Source organism: Rhodovulum euryhalinum (genome assembly GCF_004342445.1).
Classification (GTDB): domain Bacteria; phylum Pseudomonadota; class Alphaproteobacteria; order Rhodobacterales; family Rhodobacteraceae; genus Rhodovulum; species Rhodovulum euryhalinum.
Map to the genome: position 1 here is coordinate 23,153 of NZ_SLWW01000005.1, position 23,259 is coordinate 46,411.

Sequence of the window (23,259 nt, forward strand, 5' to 3'; positions counted from 1 at the left end):
GTGACCGCGACACTGTGGTGATCCGGGTGCGTCCGGGCGCGCGTGTGTGGATTGGCGCCGCAGAACTTTTCGGGAGACATGTCATCATGAAGAAGAATTTTGCAATGGCCTGCCTGGCCGCGAGCGTCGCGATCACCCCGGCCACCCGCGCGGCGGCCGATGGCGACGCCGTCGTCGGCGGCATCATCGGCGGGCTGATCGGCGGCGCGATCATGAACGAGGCGGCCAAGAACCGCCAGCGGCAGCAGGTGCGCCGGACCTATTCCGGCCCCTCGGCCGCCACGCGCGCGCAGAACCGCGAGGTACAGACCTCGCTGAACTATTTCGGTTTCCCGGCCGGCACGCCGGATGGCGTCCTGGGCCGCAATTCGCGCAACGCGATCTCGCAATACCAGGCATTCATGGGCTATGCGCCCAGCGGCAACCTCAGCCCGTACGAGCGCGACTTTCTGGTGACGTCCTATCACCGCGCGATCTCGGGCGGGGCGGTGACGTCGCAGATGGTGGCAGCGAACCCGATGGGGACGCGGGGCCTGCTCAAGACCTATCAGCAACAGCTTGCCGGCGGCGGCATGGCCGCGCCGGTCGCGCCGATGCAACCCGGGACAACCGTGGTAATCAACCCGCAGCCGGCGATGCCGCAGGCGCCGGCGACGACCACCGTGGTCGCGCCCAGCGCGGCCGGGGTCGCGGCCACCGCGATGGCCGGGGCAGCCGGGGGCGCCGCCGCGGCCGGGGCCAAGCCCGCGCTGCCGAACTTCCTTGGCCAGGGCGGCGGGCAGTCGCTGGCATCCCATTGCAACAAGGTCAGCCTGCTGACCAACACCAATGGCGGTTTTACCACGGCGGCCACGATGACCGATGCGGGCTTTGCCCTGGAAGAGCAGTTCTGCCTGGCGCGGACCTATGCGATCGCCGAGGGCGAGGAACTGGCCGCGCGGATCACCGGCGTCACCTCTGACGTGATCGCCGAGCAATGCGCGGGCTTTGGTCCGGCGCTGAAGGATCAGATCGCGTCGCTGTCGTTCAAGCCGAAGGACCAGGTTCTCGACGATGTGCGCGATTTCGTGATGAGTTCGGGGATGCCGCCCGCCCAGCTTGCGGGCACCGCCCGGGTCTGCCTGTCGGTCGGTTACCGGACCGACAACATGGACGTGGCGATCGCCTCGGGGCTGCTGCTGGTCGCGATGGGCGAGGATGTCTATGCCGAGCTGATGGGCCATCACCTCTCGCAGGGCTTCGGTACCGCCAGGCGCGCCGATCTTGCGCTGGACTGGTACGAAGCCTCGCTTGATGCGGCCGAACGGGGCGCCACCTCGGTCTTTGCCCCGGGCCAGCCCGAGCGGTCGGAACTGATCCGCAAGGCCGCCTATCGCGTCGGCGGCAAGGCGGACGGCGCCGCGCTGCCTGCGGACCCCGCACGGCCGCAACCCGCGGCTCTGCCGACCTTTTCGATCGCGAACTGATCCCTGGACGCGGGGGGCGGCGCCGGCCGCCGCCCCCCGCGTCGCTGCCCGTGAAAATGGCGCGAAAATCCCCCTTCACATTGGCGGGCCGACTCGCTATGAACCCGCGCACTACCAGACACGTGCGGTCGTGGCGGAATTGGTAGACGCGCAGCGTTGAGGTCGCTGTGGGGTAACTCCCGTGGAAGTTCGAGTCTTCTCGACCGCACCATCTCTCTCTTCGAACAGATGAGCGACGCCGCCCGGCAGGCCCTGCCGGACGCCTGTCGTTGCCGCGCCCAGCTGTTCGCCAGGTGCCGCGCGCGCGGGCACAGCGCCGTGCAACTGCCCGAAACCCGTGCGTCCCGGCGTGCTGGCCGTCCGGTCGGGCGGTCGCCTCTGGCCAATCCCGCCGTCGCGGTGCACCTGTCCGCCATGGCCCCGGCCGCGCGCAGAACGGTCGCAACCGGGTGGGGAAGGGTCGCAAGGATACGGGCCGGAGCCGGGGAATTCCGGCAACCGTGTCGGGATTGAAAAGGAAAAACAGGGGCTTTTGACCGTTTCCAAGTTCGCCGTTGCACTCCGGCGACCACGTGATACCGTTCCGGAAAACGGACAGACGTTCCGTCAGAACCAGCGCGCGGCAACAGCGTGCGGCACAACAGGGGGTTACGGTTGACCGCTGCAACGGACAACGCGTTCGTGGTCTTTGACCGCGTCCAGAAAAGCTATGATGGCGAAACGCTCGTCGTCAAAGATCTCAATCTCGACATCGGCAGGGGCGAGTTCCTGACGATGCTCGGCCCCTCGGGATCGGGCAAGACCACCTGCCTGATGATGCTGGCGGGCTTCGAGACCGCGACCCATGGCGACATCCTGCTGGGCGGCAAGCCGATCAACAACATCCCGCCGCACAAGCGCGGGATCGGCATGGTGTTCCAGAACTACGCGTTGTTCCCGCACATGACCGTTGCCGAGAACCTGGCCTTCCCGCTGGAGGTGCGCAAGATCGGCAAGTCCGAGCGCGAGGAAAAGGTGCAGCGCGCATTGGACATGGTTCAGATGGGCGCGTTTGGCGGGCGCCGCCCGGCGCAGCTTTCGGGCGGCCAGCAGCAGCGCATCGCCCTGGCCCGCGCACTGGTGTTCGAGCCGGAACTGGTGCTGATGGACGAACCGCTTGGTGCGCTTGACAAGCAGCTGCGCGAGCACATGCAGTTCGAGATCACCCGGCTGGCGCACAATCTCGGGATCACGACGGTCTATGTCACCCATGACCAGACCGAGGCGCTGACCATGTCCGACCGGGTCGCGGTGTTCAACGACGGCCGCATCCAGCAATTGGCCGCGCCCGACGAGTTGTACGAACAGCCGCAGAACAGTTTCGTCGCGCAGTTCATCGGCGAGAACAACACGCTGATGGGCACCGTCAAGGAGATCAAGGACGGCGTCGCGCTGGTGGTGCTGGACGATGGCGAGGTGATCGACGCCAAGCCGGTGAACGTCTCGAACCCGGGCGACCGCACGCTTGTCTCGATCCGGCCGGAACGGGTCGAGATCAACAAGGACCGGCTGTCGCCGGATGCCCATCTGGTGCATGCCGAGGTTCTGGAATTCATCTATATGGGCGACATCTACCGCACCCGGCTGCGCGTGGCGGGCAACGAGGATTTCGTCATCAAGACCCGCAACGCCCCCGACCAGCGCCGGCTGAAGCCCGGCGAGCATATCGAGATCGGCTGGCTGCCGCAGGATTGCCGGGCGCTGGACGCGCCCTGACGCCACCGGGCCTCGCCGCGCCCGGGGCGTCGGGGCCTTTGTCCAAGAACCCGGGTCCAATCAACTGGGAGTGACTGACGATGACGATGAAACAGCTTCTTTCCGCCACCGCGCTTGCCGCGCTGCCGGCTGGCGCCCTGTTCGCGCAGGATCTGCCGCCCTGCGAGAACTGCGCCGACAGCATCACGGCCGTGTCCTGGGGCGGCGCCTACCAGACCAGCCAGATCAAGGCCTATGCCGAACCCTATACCGCGCTGACCGGCACCACCTTCACCTGGGACGAAAGCTCGAACGAGGCGGTCGCCAAACTGCGCGCCCAGAGCGAGGCGGGCAACATCACCTGGGATCTGGTCGACGTCGAAGGCCCCGACAGCCAGCGGCTTTGCGACGAGGGCCTGGCGATGGAGGTCGACCATGACGAGATCCTGGCCGCGGGTGACGACGGCTCCGCGCCCACCGACGATTTCTCCGATTCGGTCATCAACGACTGCTTCATCCCGCAGATCGTGTTCTCGACCACCTTCGGCTACCGCACCGACGTGTCGGCGTGGAACGGCAACGAGCCCGACAACCTCTGCGCGCTGTTCGACCTCGAGACCTTCCCCGGCAAGCGCAGCCTGGAAAAGCGGCCGAAGAAGAACATCGAATGGGCGCTGCTGTGCGACGGCGTGGCCAAGGACGAGCTTTACGACGTGCTCAGCACGCCCGAAGGGCTGGAACGCGCGCTGGCCAAGCTGGACACCATCAAGAGCGAGACGATCTGGTGGTCGGCCGGCGCCGAGACGCCGCAGCGCCTGGCCGATGGCGAGGTGGTCATGGGCTCGACCTATAACGGCCGCCTGTTCAGCCTGATCGTGGAACAGAACCAGCCGGTCAAGATGCTGTGGGACTGGCAGGTGTTCGATTTCGACGGCTGGGTGATCCCCGCCGACCTGCCCGAGGACCGGCTGAACCGCGTGCTGCATTTCCTGCATTTCGCCACCGACACCCAGCGCCTGGCCGACCAGGCCAAGTATATCAGCTATGGCCCGGCCCGCGCCTCGTCGCAGCCGCTGGTCTCGACCCATGCCGATCTGGGCATCGAGATGGCTCCGCACATGCCGACCAACCCCGAGAACCAGAAGAACTATCTGGTGAACAACATCGAGTGGTGGGCGGACAACCAGGACGACGTCGAGGCCCGCTTCCAGGCGTGGCTGGCGCAATAGGCGCCTGATCCGGCGAAACGACCGGACGGGGGGCCGGGCCGCGGCCCCCCGTCGCCACCTACCACCGACGGGGAGACGGAATGAGCGACGCAACCTCGACCGGTCCGATGCTGGCCGCCGACGGCACGCCGCTGAAGCGCAGCCTGAACCGCGCGCTTCGCGCCCAGAAACTGCGCGCGCTGATGCTGATCGCGCCGCTGCTGGTCTTCATCCTCGTCACCTTCATCGCGCCGATCACGGACATGCTGTTCCGTTCGGTCGAGAACCAGATCGTGTCCGATACGCTGCCACGCACCACGCGCGCGCTGGAAGGCTGGGACCACAATTCGGGCGAGTTGCCGTCCGAAGACGTTTTCGCCGCCCTCACCTACGACCTCGTGGCCGCCGCCGAGCGCAAGGACCATACCCGGCTTGGCACCCGCCTGAACTACGAGACGACGGGCATGTCGTCGATCTTCCGCAAGACCGGCCGCCGGATCGACGATTTCGGCGAGACCTACATGGACCAGTTCGCCGAGGCGACCCCGGATCTTGCGGCGCCCGAAACCTGGGTGACGGTGATGGCCGACCCGGGCTGGCGGGCCGATTACGCGGCGTGGGAGGCGGCGCGTGCCGCCGCCCGCGAGACGGGGCGCGATTTCGACCGTCCGCCGCCCCTGTTCCGGCTCAAGAACGGGGTGGCCGACATCCTGCCCGAGGCCGCCGATGTCTATGCCGAGTTCGCCCGCATCGCGCAGGTCGAGAACGGCGACAACCCCGCCGAGGAAGAGCCCTGGGCACCGGTCTACCTGGCGCTGTACCGTGACCTGATGCATGTGGGCCCGGGCGCCATCGAACGGCTGGACGACGCCAGCCGCGCGACCCTTGCCCCGGCCCATGACGCCGTCGCCGGGTTCCAGTCCGAGCGGCTGGCCGATCTGTATCTCGATGCCGACAAGGGCTGGGGCGAACCCGCCATCTGGTCGACGATCCAGGCGTTCTCGTCCAACTACACGCCGGGCTATTTCCTGGCCTCGGTGGACCTGCGCCAGACCGCGGACGGCGTCGCGATGCAGGACGAGGACCGGCGCATCTACATCATGCTGTTCGAGCGCACGCTGTTCATGAGCCTGGCCATCATGGGCGCATGCATCCTGCTGGGCTATCCGATCGCCTTCCTGCTGGCGAACCTGCCGCTGCGCACCTCGAACGTGCTGCTGATCCTGGTGCTGCTGCCATTCTGGACCTCGCTTCTGGTGCGGACCTCGTCGTGGAAGGTGCTGTTGCAGCAGCAGGGCGTCATCAACGACGTGCTTGTCTGGATCGGGCTTGTCGACAACGCGAACCGGCTGGTGATGATCAACAACCAGTTCGGCACCATCGTGGCGATGACGCATATCCTGCTGCCCTTCATGATCCTGCCGCTCTACTCGGTGATGAAGACGATCCCGCCGACCTATGTGCGCGCGGCGAAATCGCTGGGCGCCAGCAACTGGACGGCGTTCTGGCGGGTCTATTTCCCGCAATCGGTGCCCGGCATCGGCGCGGGCTGCATCCTCGTATTCATCCTGGCGATCGGCTATTACATCACGCCCGAACTGGTGGGCGGCACGACCGGCACCTTCATCTCGAACCGGATCGCCTATCACATCTCCAGCTCGCTCAACTGGGGCCTCGCGGCCGCGCTGGGCTCGATCCTGCTGGCGGTGGTGCTGCTGCTCTACTGGATCTATGACCGGATCGTGGGCATCGACAACGTGAGCCTGGGGTAAAGAACATGTCTCAGATGGACCTTCCGCCCTATGCCACGCCGGGCCAGCGGATCTGGCACTACACGTTCCTGGTGATCTGCGGGCTGATCTTCTTCTTCCTGATCGCGCCGATTCTGGTGATCATCCCGCTCAGCTTCAACGCCGAGGATTTCTTCACCTTCACGCCGAAGATGCTGGCGCTCGACCCCGAGGGCTATTCGCTCAAGCATTACAGGGACTTCTTCACCAACCCGTCCTGGCAGCAGGCGCTGTGGAACTCGGTCAAGATCGCGCCGGCGGCCACCGTCATCGCGGTTACGCTGGGCACACTGGCGGCGATCGGCCTCAGCCAGGACCACGTGCCGTTCCGCCGGGCGATCATGGCGATCCTGATCTCGCCGATGATCGTGCCGCTGATCATCTCGGCGGCGGGGATGTATTTCTTCTATTCGCGCATCGGCCTGCAGGGCACCTATCTGGGCGTCGTTCTGGCCCATGCCGCGTTGGGCATCCCCTTCGTCATCATCACGGTGACCGCGACTCTGGTGGGGTTCGACCGGTCGCTGACGCGGGCGGCGGCGAGCCTTGGCGCGAACCCGGTGACGACCTTCTTCAAGGTGCAGATGCCGCTGATCCTGCCGGGCGTGATCTCGGGCGGGCTGTTCGCCTTCATCACCTCGTTCGACGAGGTGGTGGTGGTGCTGTTCGTGGGCTCGGCCAACCAGCAGACACTGCCCTGGCAGATGTTCACCGGGCTCCGGGAACAGATCAGCCCGACGATCCTTGCGGTGGCCACGATCCTGGTGGTGATCTCGATCGCGCTGCTGACCACGGTCGAGCTTTTGCGGCGGCGCTCCGAGCGGTTGAGGGGCCTGTCGCCCGGCTGAAGGGGGCGCGGCGGGTCTTGCGCGACATCAATGCGCCCCTGCGCCCGCGCGGCTAGGCTTGGCCGGTGTTCCGAGGAGGGGAGGACACCATGAAACCCGTTCGAACGCTTGTCCTGATCGCCAACGAAAAGGAAGCGCGTCTTCTGATGAACGATGGCGCCGGCAAGGGGCTTGCCGAGTTGTCGCATTTCGACAAGGCGACCGAGACGCGCTATGCCGACACGCCCGGCCGCAGCCAGGCCGCGCCCGGTGCGGCGCGCCACGGCTACGAGCGGCCCACCAGCGAACGCGAACAGAACCGCGAGGCCTTTGCCCGGGACGTGCTCAAGATCACCGGGGACGCATGGGCCGCGGGCGGGTATGACCGCTTCGTGCTCAGCGCGCCGCCGGCGATGCTGGGCGCGCTGCGCGATGCCATGCCGGCGGACCTTGGCCATGCGCTTGCGTTCGATCTCAACAAGGACCTGCTGGGGGTTGCAGTGGCCGACCTGCCGCGCCATTTCGAGGACGTGATCGTTTTCTGAGCCGGGGCCCGGCGCTCTGGCGCAACCTGCGGAGGCAGACATGACCGATACACCCGACCAGCCCCCCGAGTCCCTGGAAAGACCCGCCGCCGGGACCGTCCCGCCGAGAGACCCCACCGCAGCGGAGGCGGCCGAAAGCCGCGCCGTCTGGGCGCGCGGCGGCTGGATGCTGGTACTGCTGATCCTGTTCTCGATAGCCCAGTCGCTGCTGGTCGCCACGGCGATCCTGCAATTCGGCTGGATGCTGTTCACCAAGGCGAAGAATCCGCACATCTCGGATTTCGGCGCCCGGCTGGGGAACTGGATGGCGATCAACGCCCGCTACCAGGCGGTCGCCAGCGACGAGAAACCCTTCCCCTGGAGCGAGTGGAAATAGCCACGGCCGCCGCGAACGCCCCAAGCCCGAAGGGAGACCGGCCGCCCCCCGCCTTCTTCTTGGCTGAAATACTCCCGCCGGAGGCTGCCGTGCGCCCGCCCTCGATGGCCGGGCGCACGGACCCTCAGTCTTCCATCGCCTCAAGCTCGTCGATCATGCCTTCGATCATCGACAGCCCCTTGTCCCAGAAGGCCGGGTCGCTGGCGTCCAGGCCAAAGGGCGCCAGCAATTCCTTGTGGTGTTTCGACCCGCCCGCCCTGAGCATGTCGAAATACTTCTCCTGGAAGTCCGCGCCGCTCTCCTCGTAGACCGCGTAGAGCGCGTTCACGAGGCCGTCGCCAAAGGCATAGGCATAGACGTAGAAGGGCGAGTGGACGAAATGCGGGATATAGGCCCAGAAGGTTTCGTAGCCCGGCATGAACTCGAACACGGGGCCCAGGCTCTCGCCCTGCACGCTCATCCAGATCTCGTTGATGTCCTCGGGCGTCAACTCGCCGCCGCGCCGCGCCGCGTGCAGCTTGCACTCGAAATCGTAGAACGCGATCTGGCGCACGACCGTGTTGATCATGTCCTCGACCTTGCCGGCGAGCAGCGTCTTCTTCTGGGCCGGGGTGTCAGCGGCGGCCAAGAGCTTGCGGAAGGTCAGCATCTCGCCGAACACGCTCGCGGTTTCCGCCAGCGTCAGGGGTGTCGAGGACAGCAACTCGCCCTGGTCGGCCGCCAGCACCTGGTGCACCCCATGGCCCAGCTCATGCGCCAGCGTCATCACGTCCCGCGGCTTGCCGAGGTAGTTCAGCATCACGTAGGGGTGCACATCCGTCACCGTCGGGTGGGCAAAGGCGCCCGGCGCCTTGCCCGGCTTCACGCCCGCGTCGATCCAGCCCCGCTCGAAGAAGGGTTCCGCGATCTCCGCCATCTTCGGCGAGAAATCGGCATAGGCCTCCATCACCGTCGCCTTGGCGGTGTCCCAGTCCACCGTCTTCGGCTCCTCGGTCGGCAGCGGCGCGTTGCGGTCCCAGACCTGCAACTTGTCCAGCCCCAGCCAGCGCGCCTTCAGCGCGTAATAGCGGTGCGACAGCTTGGGGTAGGCCGCCACGACCGCGTTGCGCAGCGCCTCGACCACCTCGGGTTCCACGTCGTTGGCCAGGTGCCGCCCGGTCTGCGGCGTGGGCATCTTGCGCCAGCGGTCCTCGACCTCCTTCTCCTTGGCCAGCGTGTTGTGGACGCGGGCGAAGAGCTTGACGTTCGCCCCGAACACTTCGGCCAGCGCGTGCGCCGCGGCCTCGCGCTTGTCCCGGTCGGGGTCGGTCAGGAAGTTCAGCGTGCCCTCGATGCCGAAGGTCTCGCCGTCCACCTCGAATTCCAGCGCGGCGATGGTCTCGTCGAACAGCTTGTTCCACGCGCTGGCGCCGACCACCGACTGGTCGTGCAGGAACTTCTCCAGCTCGTCCGACAACTGGTGCGGCCGCATCGCGCGCAGCCGGTCGAAGACGGGCTTGTAGCGGGCCAGCCCGGCATTGGCCGCGAACAGCGCGTCCAGCTTTCCGTCCTCGATCCGGTTGATCTCCAGCGTGAAGAACACCAGCGGCGTGGAAAAGGTGGTGATCCGGTCTTGGCAGTCGGACAGGAACTTGGCGCGCTCGGCATCCATCGTGTTCTGGTAATAGCGCAGTCCCGCAAAGGACATGATCCGCCCGGACACGCGGTTGATCGCCTCGTAGCGGTGGACGCAGTCCAGCCAGCCGTCTGCGTCCAGTGCCGCCAGCTTGCCCTCGAACTCGGCGGCGAAGCGCGCACATTCTGTTTCGAGCCAGCCCATATCGCGCGCGATCTCGGGTGTGTCCGGCGCGGCGTAAAGGTCGGTCAGGTCCCATTCGGGCAGATCGCCCAGGCCCCCGCCGGAACCGGCGTTGGCGTCGAAGACGGGGCGGGGCGGGGTCAGGCGCATGAGGGATCCTCTGTCTGTCGCGTTGGCTCCAGACATAGGGCGCCGGGGGCGGCGGGATCAAGCACGCAGGTCCGAATGGCACGGAATGGTCCGGCCGCAGGCGGGCGCCGCCCTCCGCCCGGCCCCCCTTAATCCACCGCCACGACCGTCTGGCGTTGCCCGCCCAGCCCCGCGACGCGCAACTCCATAACGTCGCCGGGCCGCAGGAACCGCTGCGGTTTCATTCCCATCCCCACACCCGAGGGCGTGCCGGTGGCGATGATGTCGCCGGGCATCAGCCGCATGAACCGGCTCATATAGCTGACGATTTCGCGCACCGAAAAGATCATGTCCGAGGTGTCGCTGTCCTGCACCCGTTCCCCGTTCAGGTCGAGCGACAGCGCCAGCGCCTGCGGGTCGGGTACCTCGTCGGCGGTCACCAGCCAGGGGCCGACCGGGCCGAAGGTGGGGGCTGACTTGCCCTTGATCCATTGCCCGCTGCGCTCGATCTGGAAGGCGCGTTCCGACACGTCGTTGATCACGCAATAGCCCGCCACGTGATCCAACGCCTCGGCCTCGGAGACATAAAGCGTCTCGCGCCCGATCACCACGCCCAGCTCCACCTCCCAGTCGGCCTTTTCCGACCCGCGCGGGATCACCACCGGGTCGAACGGCCCCGACAGCGCCGAACTGGCCTTGGAGAACAGGATCGGCTCGGCGGGCGGCTTCGATCCGGTCTCGGCGGCGTGTTTGGCGTAGTTCAGCCCGATGCAGTAGAAGTTCGGGACCCAGGCAAGGCAGGGGCCGACCCGCAGCCCATTCTCGAGCACCGGCAGCGCCGCGATATCCAGTGCGCGGATCGCGTCAAGCGCCGCGAACGAGACGCCCGCCCCGGCGAAATCGGCCACCTTGGCCGACAGGTCGCGCACCCGACCCTCGGCGTCCAGGATCGCCGGCTTCTCCTGCCCCGCGGGGCCCACCCTCAACAGTTTCATCGGATTCCCTCTCCCTGCTTGCCGGCCGTCGCGGTCAGGTCTGCGCGGCCTCTTCCTGTTCCAGAACATTCACGATGTCATCCGCCAGATGCCCCAGGTGGGCGTCAAGCGCCAACCGCACCGCGGCCGGATCGCGCGCGTCAAGCGCCGCCATGATCGCGCCATGCTGGCCCACCACGCGTTCGCGGTTGCGCCGCTGGCGGGCCGACAGGAAGCGTGCGCGCCAGAGCCGGGCCAGAAAGGCGCGGTGGGTCTCGGCCAGGGCGGCGTTGTGTGACACCTCGGCGATCATCATGTGAAAGCCCATGTCCATCTCGAACAGGTCAAGCGCGTCGACATGGTCATAGGCCGCCTCGATATCGGCATGGCGCCGCGCCAGCCGGGCGAGATCGGCTTCGGTCGCCGTGGTGCAGGCCAGTTCCGCCGACAGCCGTTCCAGCGCCAGCAAAACCGCCACCTGGTCGCGCACCTCGGTCACCGATGGCCGTGCGACGACGGGGCTGCGGGCCGGGCGCAGCACCACCAGCCCCTCTTTAGCGAGGATTCGAATCGCCTCGCGCATCGGCGTGCGGCTGACCCCGATCCCGGCGGCATTATCGCGTTCCTTGACCGCCGCGCCCGGCGGCAGCTTGCCGCGCAGGATGTCCCGGCGCAGCTGGTTGGCGATCTTTTCCGGCAGGGTCGGGTCAGACATACGGGGAACTGACTGGTTTTCGAGCGTTTTCCGGGATTGCCGCGGCGGCGGGCGGATCGCCGGGGCAGAACTTTGGTATACCAGAAAGAGTTGATTGTCGAGCCGGGCATGGGGTAGCCTCGGCTCAGATGGTATACCATCCTGCGCGGGGAGGCGCAGCAGAACCGGGGGCGAACGCCCCCACCAGGGAGGAAAGACATGAAGACGAGATCCTTGATGACCTCGGCCGCGCTGGCCGCGGCCATGGCGATGCCCGCCGCCGCGCAAGAGGTGACGCTGCGCATCCAGACCCATTACGCCCCCGAAACCGTGTCGGGAAAACTGGCCGCGCAGTTCGTCGACGACGTGCAGACCATGTCGGGCGGCGCGATCGCCATCGAGATGTTCTATTCCTCGTCGGTGGTGGCGACCGTCGAGGCCTTCGACGCCGCCGCGACCGGCATCCTTGACTGCGACATGACCGGCGGCGCCTACCAGACCGGCAAGAACCCCGCCTTCCAGTTCGTCGGCGACATCATGGGTGGCTATGACACGCCCTATCAGCAGTTGTCTTGGCTCTATCACGGCGGCGGCTATGACGCGGCGCAGGCGCTTTACAACAGCTTCGACATGCAGCTGATCGGCTGGTGGATCTATGGTCAGGAATCGCTGGCCTCGTCCAAGCCTCTGAACGGGCCTGACGACCTGAAGGACTGGAAATTCCGCTCGCCCCCGGGGATGGAGACGGAAATCTTCGCCAGCCTCGGCTCGTCGCCCATCGTGATGGATTTCACCGAGATCTTCACCGCGCTGGAAACCGGCATCATCGACGGCACGGATGCCTCGGGCCTTGCGAACAATGTCGGGCTCGGCATCCACGATATCGTCAAGCACGCGACCTTCCCCGGCTTCCACTCGATGCCGTCCGACCACCTGGCCTGCAACAAGGCGGTGTGGGACGGGCTGTCCGACCAGCACAAGCGGATCATCGACACCGCGATGCAGAAGCTGTCGCTGCAGACCGCGCTGACCTTCGAGAAGGCCAATGCCGAGGCCGCGGCCGGGCTGCGCGAGGCGGGCGTCACGCTCTACGACTGGTCGCCCGAGGATCGCGCGGTGTTCCGCAAGGCCGCGCAGGCGGCCTGGGACGATTGGGCGACCCGTTCGCCCGAGGCAGCCGCGCTGGTGGAAAGCCACAAGGAATACCTCACCCAGCTTGGCCTGATCTCCGAGTGAGGGCGGCCTTGTCCTGAAAGATGCGGGCGGGTCCGGGGATCCCCGGGCCCGCCCGTCCGCCGGGGCGGCCCGCCCCGGCCATGCACCCAACAGGGAGAAGCGCCATGCGGGGCGAAAGCGTCTGGCTGGGCCCGTTGCGCGGGTCGGTGCGGGTTCTGATGATCAGCTCGATCGCCGCGGCGCTTGCCACCTGGGCCTGGCTCGCCTTCGGGCATTTCTTCACCGACGGCCGCATTTCCATGTACGAGATGCTGCGCCCCGCGGGGCGGCCCATGGTGCAGGTGATGCTGGCCACGCTGACCGCCGCGCTGCTGTTCGCGTCGATCTACCTCTCCGACCGGGTCGGCGCCATCGAAGAGCGTCCGACCGGGCCGTTCGACATCCTCTCGCTGGTCGCCTCGCGGCTGGCGATGATCGCCATCGCCTTCATCGTGATCGTGATGGTCTACGAGGTCGTCTCGCGTTACGTCTTTGAAAAGCCGACGCTCTGGGCCAACGAGCTGTCGCTGTGGATCGCGGGCTTCGTGTTCCTGTTCGCCGGGCTCTACGCCAAGCAGCAGCGCAGCCACATCCGCATCTACATCATCTACGACCTGATGCCGCGCTGGATGCAGAAGCTCTCGGACTGCCTCTCGGTCGCGCTGATCTGGGCCTTTTTCCTGTGCCTGCTCTGGGGCGGCTACACCGAGGCGGTGGTCAAGTTCCAGCGGATGGAGACCTTCGGCACCGCCTGGGATCCGCCGCTGCCCGCGACGATCAAGCCCGCGATCCTGATCGTGATCGGGCTGGTTGCCGTGCAGGCGCTGTCGAACCTGATCGCCGACTGGCACAAGGCGCCCGAACACCATTCCCCGCTGGACGAGATCGACCAGACCGAGATCGAGCAGATCCGCCGCGCGGTGGAGGACTGAGATGGAATTCCTCACCGATTTCGGCTGGCTCAAGGTCTCGGACATCGGCACGTTGAGCCTGATCCTGCTGCTGGGCATGTTCGCGCTCTTGGCGATCGGGATGCCGCTGGGGTTTGCCTCGGCCTTCCTGGCGGTGGCGACGCTGGTGATGAAGTTCGGCCCCGACATCCTGTTCCGCGATTTCGGGCGCGGGCCCTTTGCCGTGCTGGGGCAGGCGATCTACCGGCAGATGACGAATTACGTCCTGATCTCGGTGCCCTTGTTCATCTTCATGGCCGCCCTGCTGGAACGGTCGGGCATCGCGCGGGACATGTATTCCTCGCTGAACGTCTGGCTGTCGCGCACGCGGGGCGGCATCGCCATCGTGACCTCGGTCATGGCGGTGATCATGGCGGCGATGTCGGGGATCATCGGCGGCGAGGTGGTGCTTCTGGGCCTGATCGCGCTGCCGCAGATGCTGCGGCTGGGCTACAACCAGAACCTCGCCATCGGGACGATCTGCGCGAGCGGATCCCTGGGCACGATGATCCCGCCCTCGATCGTGCTGATCTTCTACGGGCTGGTCACGGAAACCTCGATCAAGGCGCTGTTCACCGCCTCCTTCCTGCCGGGCTTCATGCTGGCCTCGTTCTTCATCCTCTACATCATCCTGCGCACGCAGCTCGACCCCGACCAGGCGCCGCTGCCCCCCGACGATCCGGACGATCCGGCGGGCCGCGAGAAGGCGCTGATGTTCCTCGGCTTTCTCGCGCGGCTGACGCTGTGGGTGACGGGCGCGTTGCTGGCCCGGGTGGCGTTCCTGACCGCCACGGGGGCGAACGACGTGACCGCGGGGGTCGAGCCGGTCTTCCTCGGCATGGTGTCGGACATCCTCTGGATCGCGGGAGCCTTCGTGCTGGCGCTGGGGCTGATCGGGGGCGTGATCGGGCGCGAGCGCAGCGCCCGGGGCTGGCAGATGGGCAAGGGGCTGGTGGCACCCATCGTGGTGATCGGGGTGGTGCTGGGCTCGATCTATGGCGGCGTCACGGGCATCACCGAGGCCGCGGGCATGGGCGTGGTCGCGGTCTTCGCCATCGGCCTTCTGCGGCGCGAGATGACCTTCGACATCGTCTGGGACAGCCTGATGCGCACGCTGAAATCCACCGGCACGATCATCTGGGTGACCATCGGCGCGGCCGCGCTGGCGGCGGCCTACACGCTGGCGGGGGGGCCGAATTACGTCGCCAACCTGATCGTGGGGGCCGACATGCCGACGATGGGGATCATCCTGGTGATGATGCTGATCTTCCTGATCATGGGCATGTTCATGGACTGGGTCGGCATCGTGCTCTTGATCATGCCGGTCTTCCTGCCCATCGTGCTGAAGCTGCCACCGGCCGAGATCGGGATCTTCGGCGAGCTCGACCCGAAACACGTGGCGATCTGGTTCGGCGTGGTGTTCTGCATGAACATGCAGGTCAGTTTCCTGTCGCCGCCCTTCGGGCCGGCCGCGTTCTACCTGAAATCGGTGGCGCCACCCCATATCTCGCTGACCGACATCTTCCGCGGCTTCCTGCCGTTCATCGGCATCCAGATCCTCGCGCTGTCGGTGCTGCTGATCTGGCCGCCCATCGTGACCCTGTTCCTCGACTGACCCCGCGTGCCCGAGGCCCCATGAGAACCCTGCGACTGTCCCAAGCCGATAACGTCGTGACCGCCCTCGCCGCGCTGGCCCCCGGAGAGGAGGGCGCGCGCGAGCCCATCCCCCGCGGCCACAAGATGGCCACGCAGGCGATCCCCAAGGGGGCGCCGGTGCGGAAATACGCGCAGGTGATCGGTTATGCCGCGTCGGACATCGCGGCGGGGGCGCATGTCCACACACACAACCTGGCGTTTCGCGCCGTCGAGACAGCCTACGAATTTGCGACCAACCTGCGCCCGGTGGACCCTGTCGCGGTGCCCGACACGTTCCTCGGCTATCGCCGGGCCTCGGGGCGGGTGGGCACGCGCAATTTCATCGCCGTGCTGACCAGCGTGAACTGCTCGGCCACCGCGGCGCGGATGATCGCGGGCCACTTCACCCCCGAGCGGCTGGCCGCCTATCCCAACGTCGACGGCGTGGTGGCCTTCGTCCATGGCACGGGCTGCGGGATGGCCGGGTCGGGCGACGGGTTCGAGGCCTTGCAGCGGGTGATGTGGGGCTATGCCCGGCACCCGAACGTGGGCGGCGTGCTGATGGCGGGTCTGGGCTGCGAGATGAACCAGATCGACTGGCTGGTCGAGGCCTATGGCCTGACGCCGGGGCCCCTGTTCCAGACCATGACCATCCAGGACGTGGGCGGGCTCAGAAAGACCGTGGACCTCGGCATCCGGAAGATCGAGGCGATGCTGCCCATCGTGAACGACGTGCGACGCGAACCCTGCCCCGCGTCCGACCTGATGGTGGCGCTGCAATGCGGCGGCTCCGACGCCTGGTCGGGGATCACCGCGAACCCGGCGCTGGGGCATGCCTGCGACCTGCTGGTGGCGCAGGGGGGCACCGGCGTTCTGGCCGAGACGCCCGAGATCTATGGCGCCGAACACCTGCTGACGGCGCGAGCCATCGACCGCGACACCGGCGAAAGGCTGCTCGCCCTGATCCGCTGGTGGGAGGACTACACCCTCCGCAACAAGGGGTCGATGGACAACAACCCCAGCCCCGGCAACAAGGCGGGCGGGCTGACCACGATCCTGGAGAAATCGCTGGGCGCGGCGGCCAAGGGCGGCACCACGCCGCTGATGGGGGTCTACAAATATGCCGAGCCGGTGACGGCGCGGGGCTTCACCTTCATGGACAGCCCCGGTTACGATCCGGCGTCCGTCACCGGACAGATCGCCTCGGGCTGCACGCTGGTGGCCTTCACCACCGGGCGCGGCTCGGCTTTCGGGTCGAAGCCTTCTCCTTGCATGAAGATCGCCACCAACACCCGGATGTTCGACCGGATGACCGAGGACATGGACATCGACGCGGGGCGCATCCTGACGGGGGGCGCGACCGTCGAGGAGGTGGGGCGCGAGATCTACGCGATGTGGCTGCGGATGGCGAGCGGGGAGCGCTCGAAATCCGAAGCGCAGGGCCTGGGGGATTTCGAATTCGTGCCCTGGCAGATCGGGGCCGTGATGTGACGCCCGTCCGCTCCGCCTTGTCGCCGGACGCCGATGCTGCGTCCCGACCCAATCACCAGAAGGGAGGAGACCCCATGACCCTGTCCCGGATCGGCTTCATCGGCCTCGGCCTCATGGGCCGCGCGATGGTCGGCTGCCTGCAGGACGCAGGCCATGCGCTGACGGTTCTGGGCCACCGTGACCGCACCGGCATCGAAACGGCGCTGGCCTGCGGCGCGACCGAGGCCAACAGCGCGCGGGCGCTGGCCCAGGCCGTGGACGTGGTGATGCTGTGCATGGCGACGTCCGACCAGGTCGAGGCACGCGCCTTCGGCCCCGGGGGATTCGTGGCGGGTGCCCGGCCCGGACAGGTGGTGATCGATTTCGGCACCTCGCTGCCCGCCTCGACGCTGAGGATCGGCGCGGCGCTGGCGGAAAAGGGGGCGGCCTATCTGGATGCGCCGCTGGGGCGCACCCCCGCCCATGCGGCCGAGGGAAAGCTGAACATCATGTGCGCGGGCGACCGGGAAGCCTTCGACAAGGTGCGGCGCGAACTCGACACACTTGGCGAGAACGTCTTTCACCTCGGGCCGCTGGGGGCGGGGCACACGATCAAGCTGATCAACAACGCCTTCGCCATGACCACCGCCTGCGCCATGTCCGAGGCCTTTGCCATGTCCGATGCCGCGGGCATCCCGCGCGAGACGCTTTACGGCGTGATGGCGGCGGGGCCGCTTCATTCGGGGATGATGGATTTCATCCGCGCCTATGCCTCGGCGGGCCGGATCGAGCTTGCCTTCTCGGTCGAGAACGCGATCAAGGACGTGGGCTATTACCGCCTTATGGCCGAGGAACTGGGCGCCGCCTCGCGCATGTCGGGCGCGGCGGACGGGGCGCTGCGGGCGGCCCGCGAGGCGGGCTACGGCTCGCGCATGGTGCCCGAGATGGTGGATTTCTTCGCCGAGCATCTGAAAGGGTAGGCAAATGAGATTGCAGGGAAAACGCGCCTTCGTCACCGCCGCGGGCCAGGGCATCGGGCGCGCCATCGCCGACCGCTTCGCCGCCGAGGGCGCCGAGGTGACCGCGACCGACCTGAGGGCCGATCTGCTGGCGGGGTTGACTGGCCGGACCTTCGCCCTCGACGTCACCGACAAGGCGGCGCTGCAGGCCGCAATCATCGAGGCCGCGCCGGACATCCTGGTCAACTGCGCGGGCTTCGTCCATTCCGGCACCATCGCCGAGGCCACCGATGCCGAGTTCGACTTCGCGCTGAACCTGAATGTCCGGTCCCAGTTCCACGCGATGCAGGCCGTCCTGCCCGGCATGGTCGAGCGCGGCGGCGGGTCGATCGTCAACATCGCCTCGGTCGTCTCGTCGATCATCGCCGCGCCGAACCGCTTCGTCTACGGGATGAGCAAGGCCGCGATCATCGGCATGACCAAGTCGGTCGCCATCGACTACGTGACGAAGGGCGTCCGGGTGAACTGCATCTGCCCGGGGACGGTCGACAGCCCGTCGCTGCACGACCGGCTGAGGGCCACGGGCGACTACGAGGCCGCGAAAGCCGCCTTCATCGCGCGCCAGCCGATGGGGCGGATCGGCACGCCCGGCGAGATCGCCGCACTCGCGGTCTATCTGGGCTCGGACGAAAGCGGCTTTACCACGGGCCAGGCGCATGTGATCGACGGCGGCTGGGCCGTGGGTTAGGCCCATGGCGGGCGCCCGCCCGCGCGAGGACAGGACGGCGGCGGGGCTGGCGCTGATGGCGCTGGCAGTCGTGTTCTTCACCTGCATCGACAGCTCGGCCAAGTGGCTGATCGGCGCGGGACTGCCCGCGCTGCAGGTGGTCTTTGCCCGCTATGCGGGGCATTTCCTGGTCTCGCTCGCGCTCTACCTGCCGCAGGAGGGGCTGGGGGCCTTCCGCTCGGCCACCCCCCGGCGCCAGATCCTGCGCGCAAGCCTGCTTGCGGGCAGCACGCTGCTGAACTTCCTGGCGCTCTCCTACCTGCCGATCACGGTGACCACGACGATCATGTTCGCGGGGCCGATCGCGATCACCCTGCTGGCGATCCCGATCCTGGGCGAGAAGGTCGGCCCGCATCGCCTGGCGGCGGTCTGCGTGGGCTTTCTCGGCGTTCTGGTGGTGATGCAGCCCTGGGGCGCGCGCTTTCACCCGGCGATGTTTCTGACGCTTGGCGCACTCTGCTGCGCATCGGGTTATTTCATCCTGACGCGGATGCTGGCCGGCGTCGAGAGCAACGCCACCAGCCAGCTTTGGGGCGCGGGCCTGCCGACGGCCCTGCTGGCGCCGGTGGTGCTGCCCGACTGGGTGGGGCCGCAGGGGGCGGGGGTGACGATCGTGCTGGGCCTGATCGGGCTTTTCGGGGCGCTCGGCCATATCTCGACGACCACGGCGCACCGTCTGGCGGATGCCTCGATCCTGGCGCCGGTCGTCTATATCCAGATCCTGCTGGCGGCGGTGGCGGGGATCCTGGTGTTCGACACCTGGCCCACGGTCTGGACGCTGGGGGGCGGTGCGATCATCATCGGAGCCGGGCTCTACATCTGGCATCGCGAGCGGCGTGGCAGGGCGGCACGCTGAGGGGGCGCTGCCCCCGTCGCCCGGTCCGGGCGACTTCGCCGGAGTATTTTTCCCAAGAGGAAGGACCGGGCGCCCGCCCGAGGGACCGGCCGGCGGGCCGGGCCCGAGAGGAAAGGCGTGCGCCGCAGGCGCGCAATAGGATCAGCCGCGGCCGATATAGGGCATGGCGCTGGCCATCACGGTCATGAACTGCACGTTCGCCGACAGCGGCAGCGCGGCCATGTGCAGCACCGAGGACGCCACATGGGCCACATCCATCACCGGTTCCACCGCGATCTCGCCGTTCGCCTGTGGCACGCCCTCGGTCATCTTCTGCGCCATGTCGGTCAGCGCATTGCCGATGTCGATCTGGCCGCAGGCGATGTCGAACTTCCGCCCGTCGAGACTGAGCGACCGGGTCAGCCCGGTGATCGCGTGTTTCGACATCGTGTAGGGGGCCGAGCCGTAGCGTGGCACATGGGCCGAGATTGAGCCGTTGTTGATGATCCGCCCGCCCTGCGGCGTCTGGCGGCGCATCAGGCCGAAGGCCGCGCGGGCGCACAGGAACATGCCGTCGATATTGATCGCGGACAGCCGGCGCCAGTCCTCGACCGCGATCTCGTCGATCATCGCGGAGGGCAGGCCCACCCCGGCATTGTTGAACAGCACGTCCAGCCGGCCCCAGTCCGAGGCGACCCGGGCAAAGCCATCGGCCACCGCGTCGGCGTCGGTCACGTCGAAGGGCAGCACCAGCGCGTGCGCGTGGCCGTCGGCGGTTTCCTCCAGCGGGCCCGCGCGACGGCCCGCCAGCGCGACGCGCCAGCCCGCGTCGAGGAAGGCCCGCGCCGTGGCGCGGCCGATGCCGCTGCCCGCGCCGGTGATCAGGATCGTCTGCATGGGTCTTCCTTCAGTGGTTGTCGCGCGGCAGGTCCCGGGCCACCTTGTGATAGGCGGTGGCCAGTTCCAGGCAACCGCCCTCGGCCAACTGGCCGACATGTTTGCGGTAGATCTCCTGCCAGGGCGTCTGGTGGTGCAACTCGGGAGGGGTCCAGGCCGCCTTGCGCGCCGCCCACACGTCCGCGTCCACCAGCGCGTCCATCCGCGAGGTGTTCAGGTCCAGCCGCACCCGGTCGCCGGTTTGCAGGTAGGCAAGCCCGCCGCCCACCGCCGCCTCGGGCGAGGCGTTCAGGATCGAGGGGCTTTCGGAAGTGCCCGATTGCCGCCCGTCGCCCACGGTAGGCAGGTGGGTAAGGCCTGCGCGGACCAGCGCGTCGGGGGGTTGCATGTTGACCACCTCGGCCGAGCCCGGGTAGCCGACGCAGCCCGTGCCGCGGATGAAGAGGATCGTCTTCTCGTCGATGCCAAGGGCGGGGTCGTTGATCCGGTCGTGATAGTCCTCGGGGCCCTCGAACACCACGGCGCGGGCCTCGAAGATGCCCTCCTGTCCGGGTTCGGACAGGAAGCGGCGGCGGAAATCGTCCGAGATCACGCTGGTCTTCATCAGCGCGGAGTCGAACAGGTTGCCCGACAGCACCTTGAAGCCCGCGTTCGGGCGCAGCGGGGTGTCGTAAGGGCAGATCACGTCGTGGTCGGCGCTGTGCACGCCGTCGAGCGCCTCGGCGAGCGTCCGGCCGCTGGCCGTCATCGCGCCGAGATGCAGCCGCCCGGCCTTGGCCAGTTCCGCCATGACGGCGGGCACGCCGCCCGCGCGGAAGAAGCTCTCGCCCAGGTATTCACCCGCGGGCTGCATGTTGACCAGAAGCGGCACGTCGAAGCCGATGGTTTCCCAATCCGTCACGTCGAGCGGCACGCCCGCGTGCCGCGCGATGGCCTGCAGATGCGGCGGCGCGTTGGTCGACCCGCCGATGGCCGCGTTGACCACGATGGCGTTCTCGAAGGCCGCGCGGGTCAGGATGTCGGACGGTTTCAGATCATCCAGCACCATCTGCACGATGCGCCGCCCGGTCTGGTAGGCCATCGCCATACGTTCGCGGAAGGGGGCGGGGATCGCGGCGTTGCCGGTCAGGCTCATCCCCAGGGCCTCGGCCATGGCGTTCATCGTGGACGCCGTGCCCATCGTGTTGCAATGGCCCAGCGACGGCGCCGAGGCGCAGACGCGGCTGATGAACTCGTCATAGTCGATCTTGCCCTCGGCCAAGAGGCGGCGCGATTCCCAGACGATGGTGCCCGAGCCCGCGCGCTGCCCCTTCCACCAGCCGTCGAGCATCGGGCCGCCGTTCAGCGCGATGGCGGGGAGATCGACGGTCGCCGCCCCCATCAGCATCGCGGGCGTGGTCTTGTCGCAGCCGGTGGTCAGCACCACCCCGTCGATCGGGTAGCCGTGCAGCACCTCGACAAGGCCCAGATAGGCCAGGTTGCGGTCAAGCGCGGCGGTGGGCCGCTTGCCCGTCTCCTGGATCGGGTGGACGGGAAACTCCATCGGTATCCCGCCCGCGTCGCGGATGCCGGCCTTGATCCGGTCCATCAGGAAGACGTGGATCTTGTTGCAGGGGGCAAGGTCCGAGCCGGTATTGGCGATGCCTATCACGGGCCGTTCGCCCTGCAATTCCTCGCGGGTGTATTCCTGGTTCTGGTAGCGTTCCAGGTAAAGTGCGGTCATGCCCGGGTTGTTGGGGTTGTCGAACCACTCCTGCGAGCGGAACCGCCGGTGCGCGCGGGTATCTGACAAAAGGGGCCTCCTCGCTGGCGGGCACCATCGGGGGTGCCGCGCCTTCTTGTGGCAGCTTTCCAACTTGGTATACCAAATGCAAGGGTAATCCTTGGTGGAGGAAGCGATGGCACGGCATGGACCGGCAGGGGGAAGGGACATGGGCCGCGCGGCGTTCTGGCAGGGCTATCGCGACTGTGCGCCCTTCCTCGTGGTGGTCGTGCCCTTCGCGATGCTGTTCGGGGCGGTGGCGCGCGATGCCGGGCTGGACCTGTTGCAGGTCATGGCGATGTCGGTCCTCGTGATCGCGGGGGCCTCGCAGTTCACCGCGCTGACGCTGTTGCAGGACCAGGCGCCGGTGTTCGTGGCGCTCATGGCGGCGCTGGCGGTGAACCTCAGGATGGCGCTTTATTCCGCGGCGCTGGTGCCCCATGTCGGCCATGCGGGTCTGGGGGCGCGGGCCCTGATGTCCTACCTGATGGTGGACCAGGCGTTCGCGGTGGCGGTCAAGACCTACGAGGAACGCCCGCAGATGACGCCCGGCGAAAAGGTCGCCTATTACTTCGGGGTGATGATGCTGATCTGCCCGGTCTGGTATGGCTGCACGCTTCTGGGCGCGCTGGTCGGCCGGGCGATCCCGCCCGAGTTGTCGCTCGATTTCGCGGCTCCGATCTGCTTCATTGCGCTGACGGCGCCCTTGCTGCGCAGCCTGCCCCATGTCGTCGCGGCGCTGGCCGCGGTGCTGGCCGCGATCGGGTTCCACGGCTTTCCGGCGGGGCTGGGGCTGATCTCGGCGGCGCTGGTGGGCATCGTCGCAGGCGCGCAGGCGGAACTGTGGCTCGGGCGCCGGGCGCGGGGGCGGGCATGATTTCGGATGCCGCCTTCTGGACGCTGACGGTCCTGCTGGGGCTTGGCACCTTCCTGATCCGGTTCTCGTTTCTCGGCCTGCTTGGCGGGCGGCCGCTGCCCGGCTGGCTGCTGTTGCACCTGAAATATGTGGGCGTGGCCGTGCTGCCCGCGCTGGTGACACCCATGGTGCTGTGGCCCGCCGCGACGGGGGGCGAGACCGACCCGGCCCGCTTGGTCGCGGCGCTGGCCGCTCTGGTCGCCGGGCTGCGGCTGTCGGTCGTCGCCGCGCTGATTGGCGGCATGGGCGCGCTCTACCTGTGGCATTTCCTGTTTCCGACCCTCTGAGAAAG

General features: G+C 67.5%; 20 protein-coding genes, 1 tRNA gene and 1 pseudogene. 17 read left to right on the forward strand and 5 right to left on the reverse strand.

All coding sequences use genetic code 11. From position 1 onward, the window contains the following. The first annotated feature begins 86 nt into the window (after positions 1-86). The 8 genes and pseudogenes from EV655_RS07180 to EV655_RS07215 all read left to right on the forward strand — a co-directional run bounded on the left by EV655_RS07180 (position 87) and on the right by EV655_RS07215 (position 7,946). A complete protein-coding gene (locus tag EV655_RS07180) occupies positions 87-1,466 on the forward strand; it encodes a peptidoglycan-binding domain-containing protein (RefSeq protein ID WP_243645019.1) in 1,380 nt (459 codons plus the stop codon). 124 nt (positions 1,467-1,590) lie between these two features. Beyond that, positions 1,591-1,677, forward strand: a tRNA-Leu gene (locus tag EV655_RS07185). A gap of 443 nt (positions 1,678-2,120) precedes the next feature. Further along, positions 2,121-3,221 (forward strand): ABC transporter ATP-binding protein, encoded by a 1,101-nt coding sequence (locus EV655_RS07190; protein ID WP_132543310.1) that lies wholly within the window; start codon positions 2,121-2,123, stop codon positions 3,219-3,221. Positions 3,222-3,301: 80 nt separating this feature from the next. After that, entirely contained in the window at positions 3,302-4,429 is a 1,128-nt protein-coding gene (locus EV655_RS07195) for an extracellular solute-binding protein (protein ID WP_207901939.1), read from the forward strand. Positions 4,430-4,509: 80 nt separating this feature from the next. Further along, positions 4,510-6,180 (forward strand): ABC transporter permease, encoded by a 1,671-nt coding sequence (locus EV655_RS07200; protein ID WP_132543312.1) that lies wholly within the window; start codon positions 4,510-4,512, stop codon positions 6,178-6,180. An 11-nt stretch (positions 6,181-6,191) separates the two neighbouring features. After that, a pseudogene (locus tag EV655_RS07205) lies at positions 6,192-7,046 on the forward strand (ABC transporter permease); the annotation flags it as partial. 89 nt (positions 7,047-7,135) lie between these two features. Further along, positions 7,136-7,570 (forward strand): baeRF12 domain-containing protein, encoded by a 435-nt coding sequence (locus tag EV655_RS07210; protein WP_132543315.1) that lies wholly within the window; start codon positions 7,136-7,138, stop codon positions 7,568-7,570. A gap of 40 nt (positions 7,571-7,610) precedes the next feature. After that, positions 7,611-7,946, forward strand: a complete 336-nt coding sequence (locus tag EV655_RS07215; protein WP_132543316.1) for a DUF4389 domain-containing protein — start codon at positions 7,611-7,613, stop codon at positions 7,944-7,946. Between the two features lie 124 nt (positions 7,947-8,070). On the opposite strand, the gene EV655_RS07220 is transcribed toward EV655_RS07215, so the two are convergent. From EV655_RS07220 to EV655_RS07230, 3 genes are all read right to left on the reverse strand, one after another. Continuing rightward, entirely contained in the window at positions 8,071-9,894 is a 1,824-nt protein-coding gene (locus EV655_RS07220) for a M3 family oligoendopeptidase (protein WP_132543318.1), read from the reverse strand. Positions 9,895-10,022: 128 nt separating this feature from the next. Continuing rightward, entirely contained in the window at positions 10,023-10,868 is an 846-nt protein-coding gene (locus EV655_RS07225) for a fumarylacetoacetate hydrolase family protein (protein WP_132543320.1), read from the reverse strand. A 34-nt stretch (positions 10,869-10,902) separates the two neighbouring features. Continuing rightward, positions 10,903-11,562, reverse strand: coding sequence for a GntR family transcriptional regulator (locus EV655_RS07230; RefSeq protein WP_132543322.1), 660 nt, complete (start codon positions 11,560-11,562; stop codon positions 10,903-10,905). A gap of 198 nt (positions 11,563-11,760) precedes the next feature. Between EV655_RS07230 and EV655_RS07235 the strand changes: the two genes are divergently transcribed. The 7 genes from EV655_RS07235 (at position 11,761) to EV655_RS07265 (ending at position 19,413) form a co-directional block, all read left to right on the forward strand. Next, a complete protein-coding gene (locus EV655_RS07235) occupies positions 11,761-12,777 on the forward strand; it encodes a TRAP transporter substrate-binding protein (protein ID WP_132543324.1) in 1,017 nt (338 codons plus the stop codon). Between the two features lie 104 nt (positions 12,778-12,881). Continuing rightward, positions 12,882-13,688 carry a TRAP transporter small permease subunit gene (locus EV655_RS07240; RefSeq protein WP_132543326.1) on the forward strand — a complete coding sequence of 269 codons (807 nt, stop codon included), beginning with the start codon at positions 12,882-12,884 and terminating at the stop codon, positions 13,686-13,688. Position 13,689: 1 nt separating this feature from the next. After that, the gene (locus tag EV655_RS07245) at positions 13,690-15,321 is read left to right on the forward strand and encodes a TRAP transporter large permease (RefSeq protein ID WP_132543328.1); all 1,632 of its coding nucleotides are present in this window, start codon (positions 13,690-13,692) and stop codon (positions 15,319-15,321) included. Between the two features lie 20 nt (positions 15,322-15,341). Next, complete coding sequence (locus EV655_RS07250; RefSeq protein ID WP_132543330.1) at positions 15,342-16,832, forward strand: UxaA family hydrolase; 1,491 nt, start codon at positions 15,342-15,344, stop codon at positions 16,830-16,832. Positions 16,833-16,906: 74 nt separating this feature from the next. Next, positions 16,907-17,791 carry an NAD(P)-dependent oxidoreductase gene (locus EV655_RS07255; RefSeq protein WP_132543332.1) on the forward strand — a complete coding sequence of 295 codons (885 nt, stop codon included), beginning with the start codon at positions 16,907-16,909 and terminating at the stop codon, positions 17,789-17,791. Positions 17,792-17,795: 4 nt separating this feature from the next. After that, positions 17,796-18,518, forward strand: a complete 723-nt coding sequence (locus EV655_RS07260; RefSeq protein WP_132543334.1) for an SDR family oxidoreductase — start codon at positions 17,796-17,798, stop codon at positions 18,516-18,518. A gap of 4 nt (positions 18,519-18,522) precedes the next feature. After that, positions 18,523-19,413 (forward strand): DMT family transporter, encoded by an 891-nt coding sequence (locus tag EV655_RS07265; RefSeq protein ID WP_132543336.1) that lies wholly within the window; start codon positions 18,523-18,525, stop codon positions 19,411-19,413. A gap of 141 nt (positions 19,414-19,554) precedes the next feature. On the opposite strand, the gene EV655_RS07270 is transcribed toward EV655_RS07265, so the two are convergent. After that, positions 19,555-20,289, reverse strand: a complete 735-nt coding sequence (locus tag EV655_RS07270; protein ID WP_132543338.1) for an SDR family oxidoreductase — start codon at positions 20,287-20,289, stop codon at positions 19,555-19,557. 10 nt (positions 20,290-20,299) lie between these two features. Further along, positions 20,300-22,081: an IlvD/Edd family dehydratase gene (locus EV655_RS07275; protein ID WP_132543340.1), complete on the reverse strand. Its 1,782-nt coding sequence runs from the start codon at positions 22,079-22,081 to the stop codon at positions 20,300-20,302. Positions 22,082-22,220: 139 nt separating this feature from the next. Here EV655_RS07275 and EV655_RS07280 point away from each other — a divergent pair, with 139 nt between their 5' ends. After that, positions 22,221-22,928 (forward strand): AzlC family ABC transporter permease, encoded by a 708-nt coding sequence (locus tag EV655_RS07280; RefSeq protein WP_132543342.1) that lies wholly within the window; start codon positions 22,221-22,223, stop codon positions 22,926-22,928. Next, the gene (locus EV655_RS07285; RefSeq protein WP_132543344.1) at positions 22,925-23,254 is read left to right on the forward strand and encodes an AzlD domain-containing protein; all 330 of its coding nucleotides are present in this window, start codon (positions 22,925-22,927) and stop codon (positions 23,252-23,254) included. Before EV655_RS07280 ends, EV655_RS07285 begins: the two co-directional genes overlap by 4 nt. Positions 23,255-23,259 lie beyond the last annotated feature (5 nt).

Bases quoted from the DNA above. Each gene is read 5' to 3' on its own strand.
- EV655_RS07280 (WP_132543342.1), top strand. From the start codon at position 22,221: ATGGGCCGCGCGGCGTTCTGGCAGGGCTATCGCGACTGTGCGCCCTTC.
- EV655_RS07250 (WP_132543330.1), top strand. From the start codon at position 15,342: ATGAGAACCCTGCGACTGTCCCAAGCCGATAACGTCGTGACCGCCCTC.
- EV655_RS07265 (WP_132543336.1), top strand. From the start codon at position 18,523: ATGGCGGGCGCCCGCCCGCGCGAGGACAGGACGGCGGCGGGGCTGGCG.
- EV655_RS07215 (WP_132543316.1), top strand. From the start codon at position 7,611: ATGACCGATACACCCGACCAGCCCCCCGAGTCCCTGGAAAGACCCGCC.
- EV655_RS07270 (WP_132543338.1), bottom strand. From the start codon at position 20,289: ATGCAGACGATCCTGATCACCGGCGCGGGCAGCGGCATCGGCCGCGCC.
- EV655_RS07180 (WP_243645019.1), top strand. From the start codon at position 87: ATGAAGAAGAATTTTGCAATGGCCTGCCTGGCCGCGAGCGTCGCGATC.
- EV655_RS07210 (WP_132543315.1), top strand. From the start codon at position 7,136: ATGAAACCCGTTCGAACGCTTGTCCTGATCGCCAACGAAAAGGAAGCG.
- EV655_RS07220 (WP_132543318.1), bottom strand. From the start codon at position 9,894: ATGCGCCTGACCCCGCCCCGCCCCGTCTTCGACGCCAACGCCGGTTCC.
- EV655_RS07195 (WP_207901939.1), top strand. From the start codon at position 3,302: ATGACGATGAAACAGCTTCTTTCCGCCACCGCGCTTGCCGCGCTGCCG.
- EV655_RS07255 (WP_132543332.1), top strand. From the start codon at position 16,907: ATGACCCTGTCCCGGATCGGCTTCATCGGCCTCGGCCTCATGGGCCGC.
- EV655_RS07240 (WP_132543326.1), top strand. From the start codon at position 12,882: ATGCGGGGCGAAAGCGTCTGGCTGGGCCCGTTGCGCGGGTCGGTGCGG.
- EV655_RS07230 (WP_132543322.1), bottom strand. From the start codon at position 11,562: ATGTCTGACCCGACCCTGCCGGAAAAGATCGCCAACCAGCTGCGCCGG.
- EV655_RS07225 (WP_132543320.1), bottom strand. From the start codon at position 10,868: ATGAAACTGTTGAGGGTGGGCCCCGCGGGGCAGGAGAAGCCGGCGATC.
- EV655_RS07200 (WP_132543312.1), top strand. From the start codon at position 4,510: ATGAGCGACGCAACCTCGACCGGTCCGATGCTGGCCGCCGACGGCACG.
- EV655_RS07235 (WP_132543324.1), top strand. From the start codon at position 11,761: ATGAAGACGAGATCCTTGATGACCTCGGCCGCGCTGGCCGCGGCCATG.
- EV655_RS07260 (WP_132543334.1), top strand. From the start codon at position 17,796: ATGAGATTGCAGGGAAAACGCGCCTTCGTCACCGCCGCGGGCCAGGGC.
- EV655_RS07285 (WP_132543344.1), top strand. From the start codon at position 22,925: ATGATTTCGGATGCCGCCTTCTGGACGCTGACGGTCCTGCTGGGGCTT.
- EV655_RS07245 (WP_132543328.1), top strand. From the start codon at position 13,690: ATGGAATTCCTCACCGATTTCGGCTGGCTCAAGGTCTCGGACATCGGC.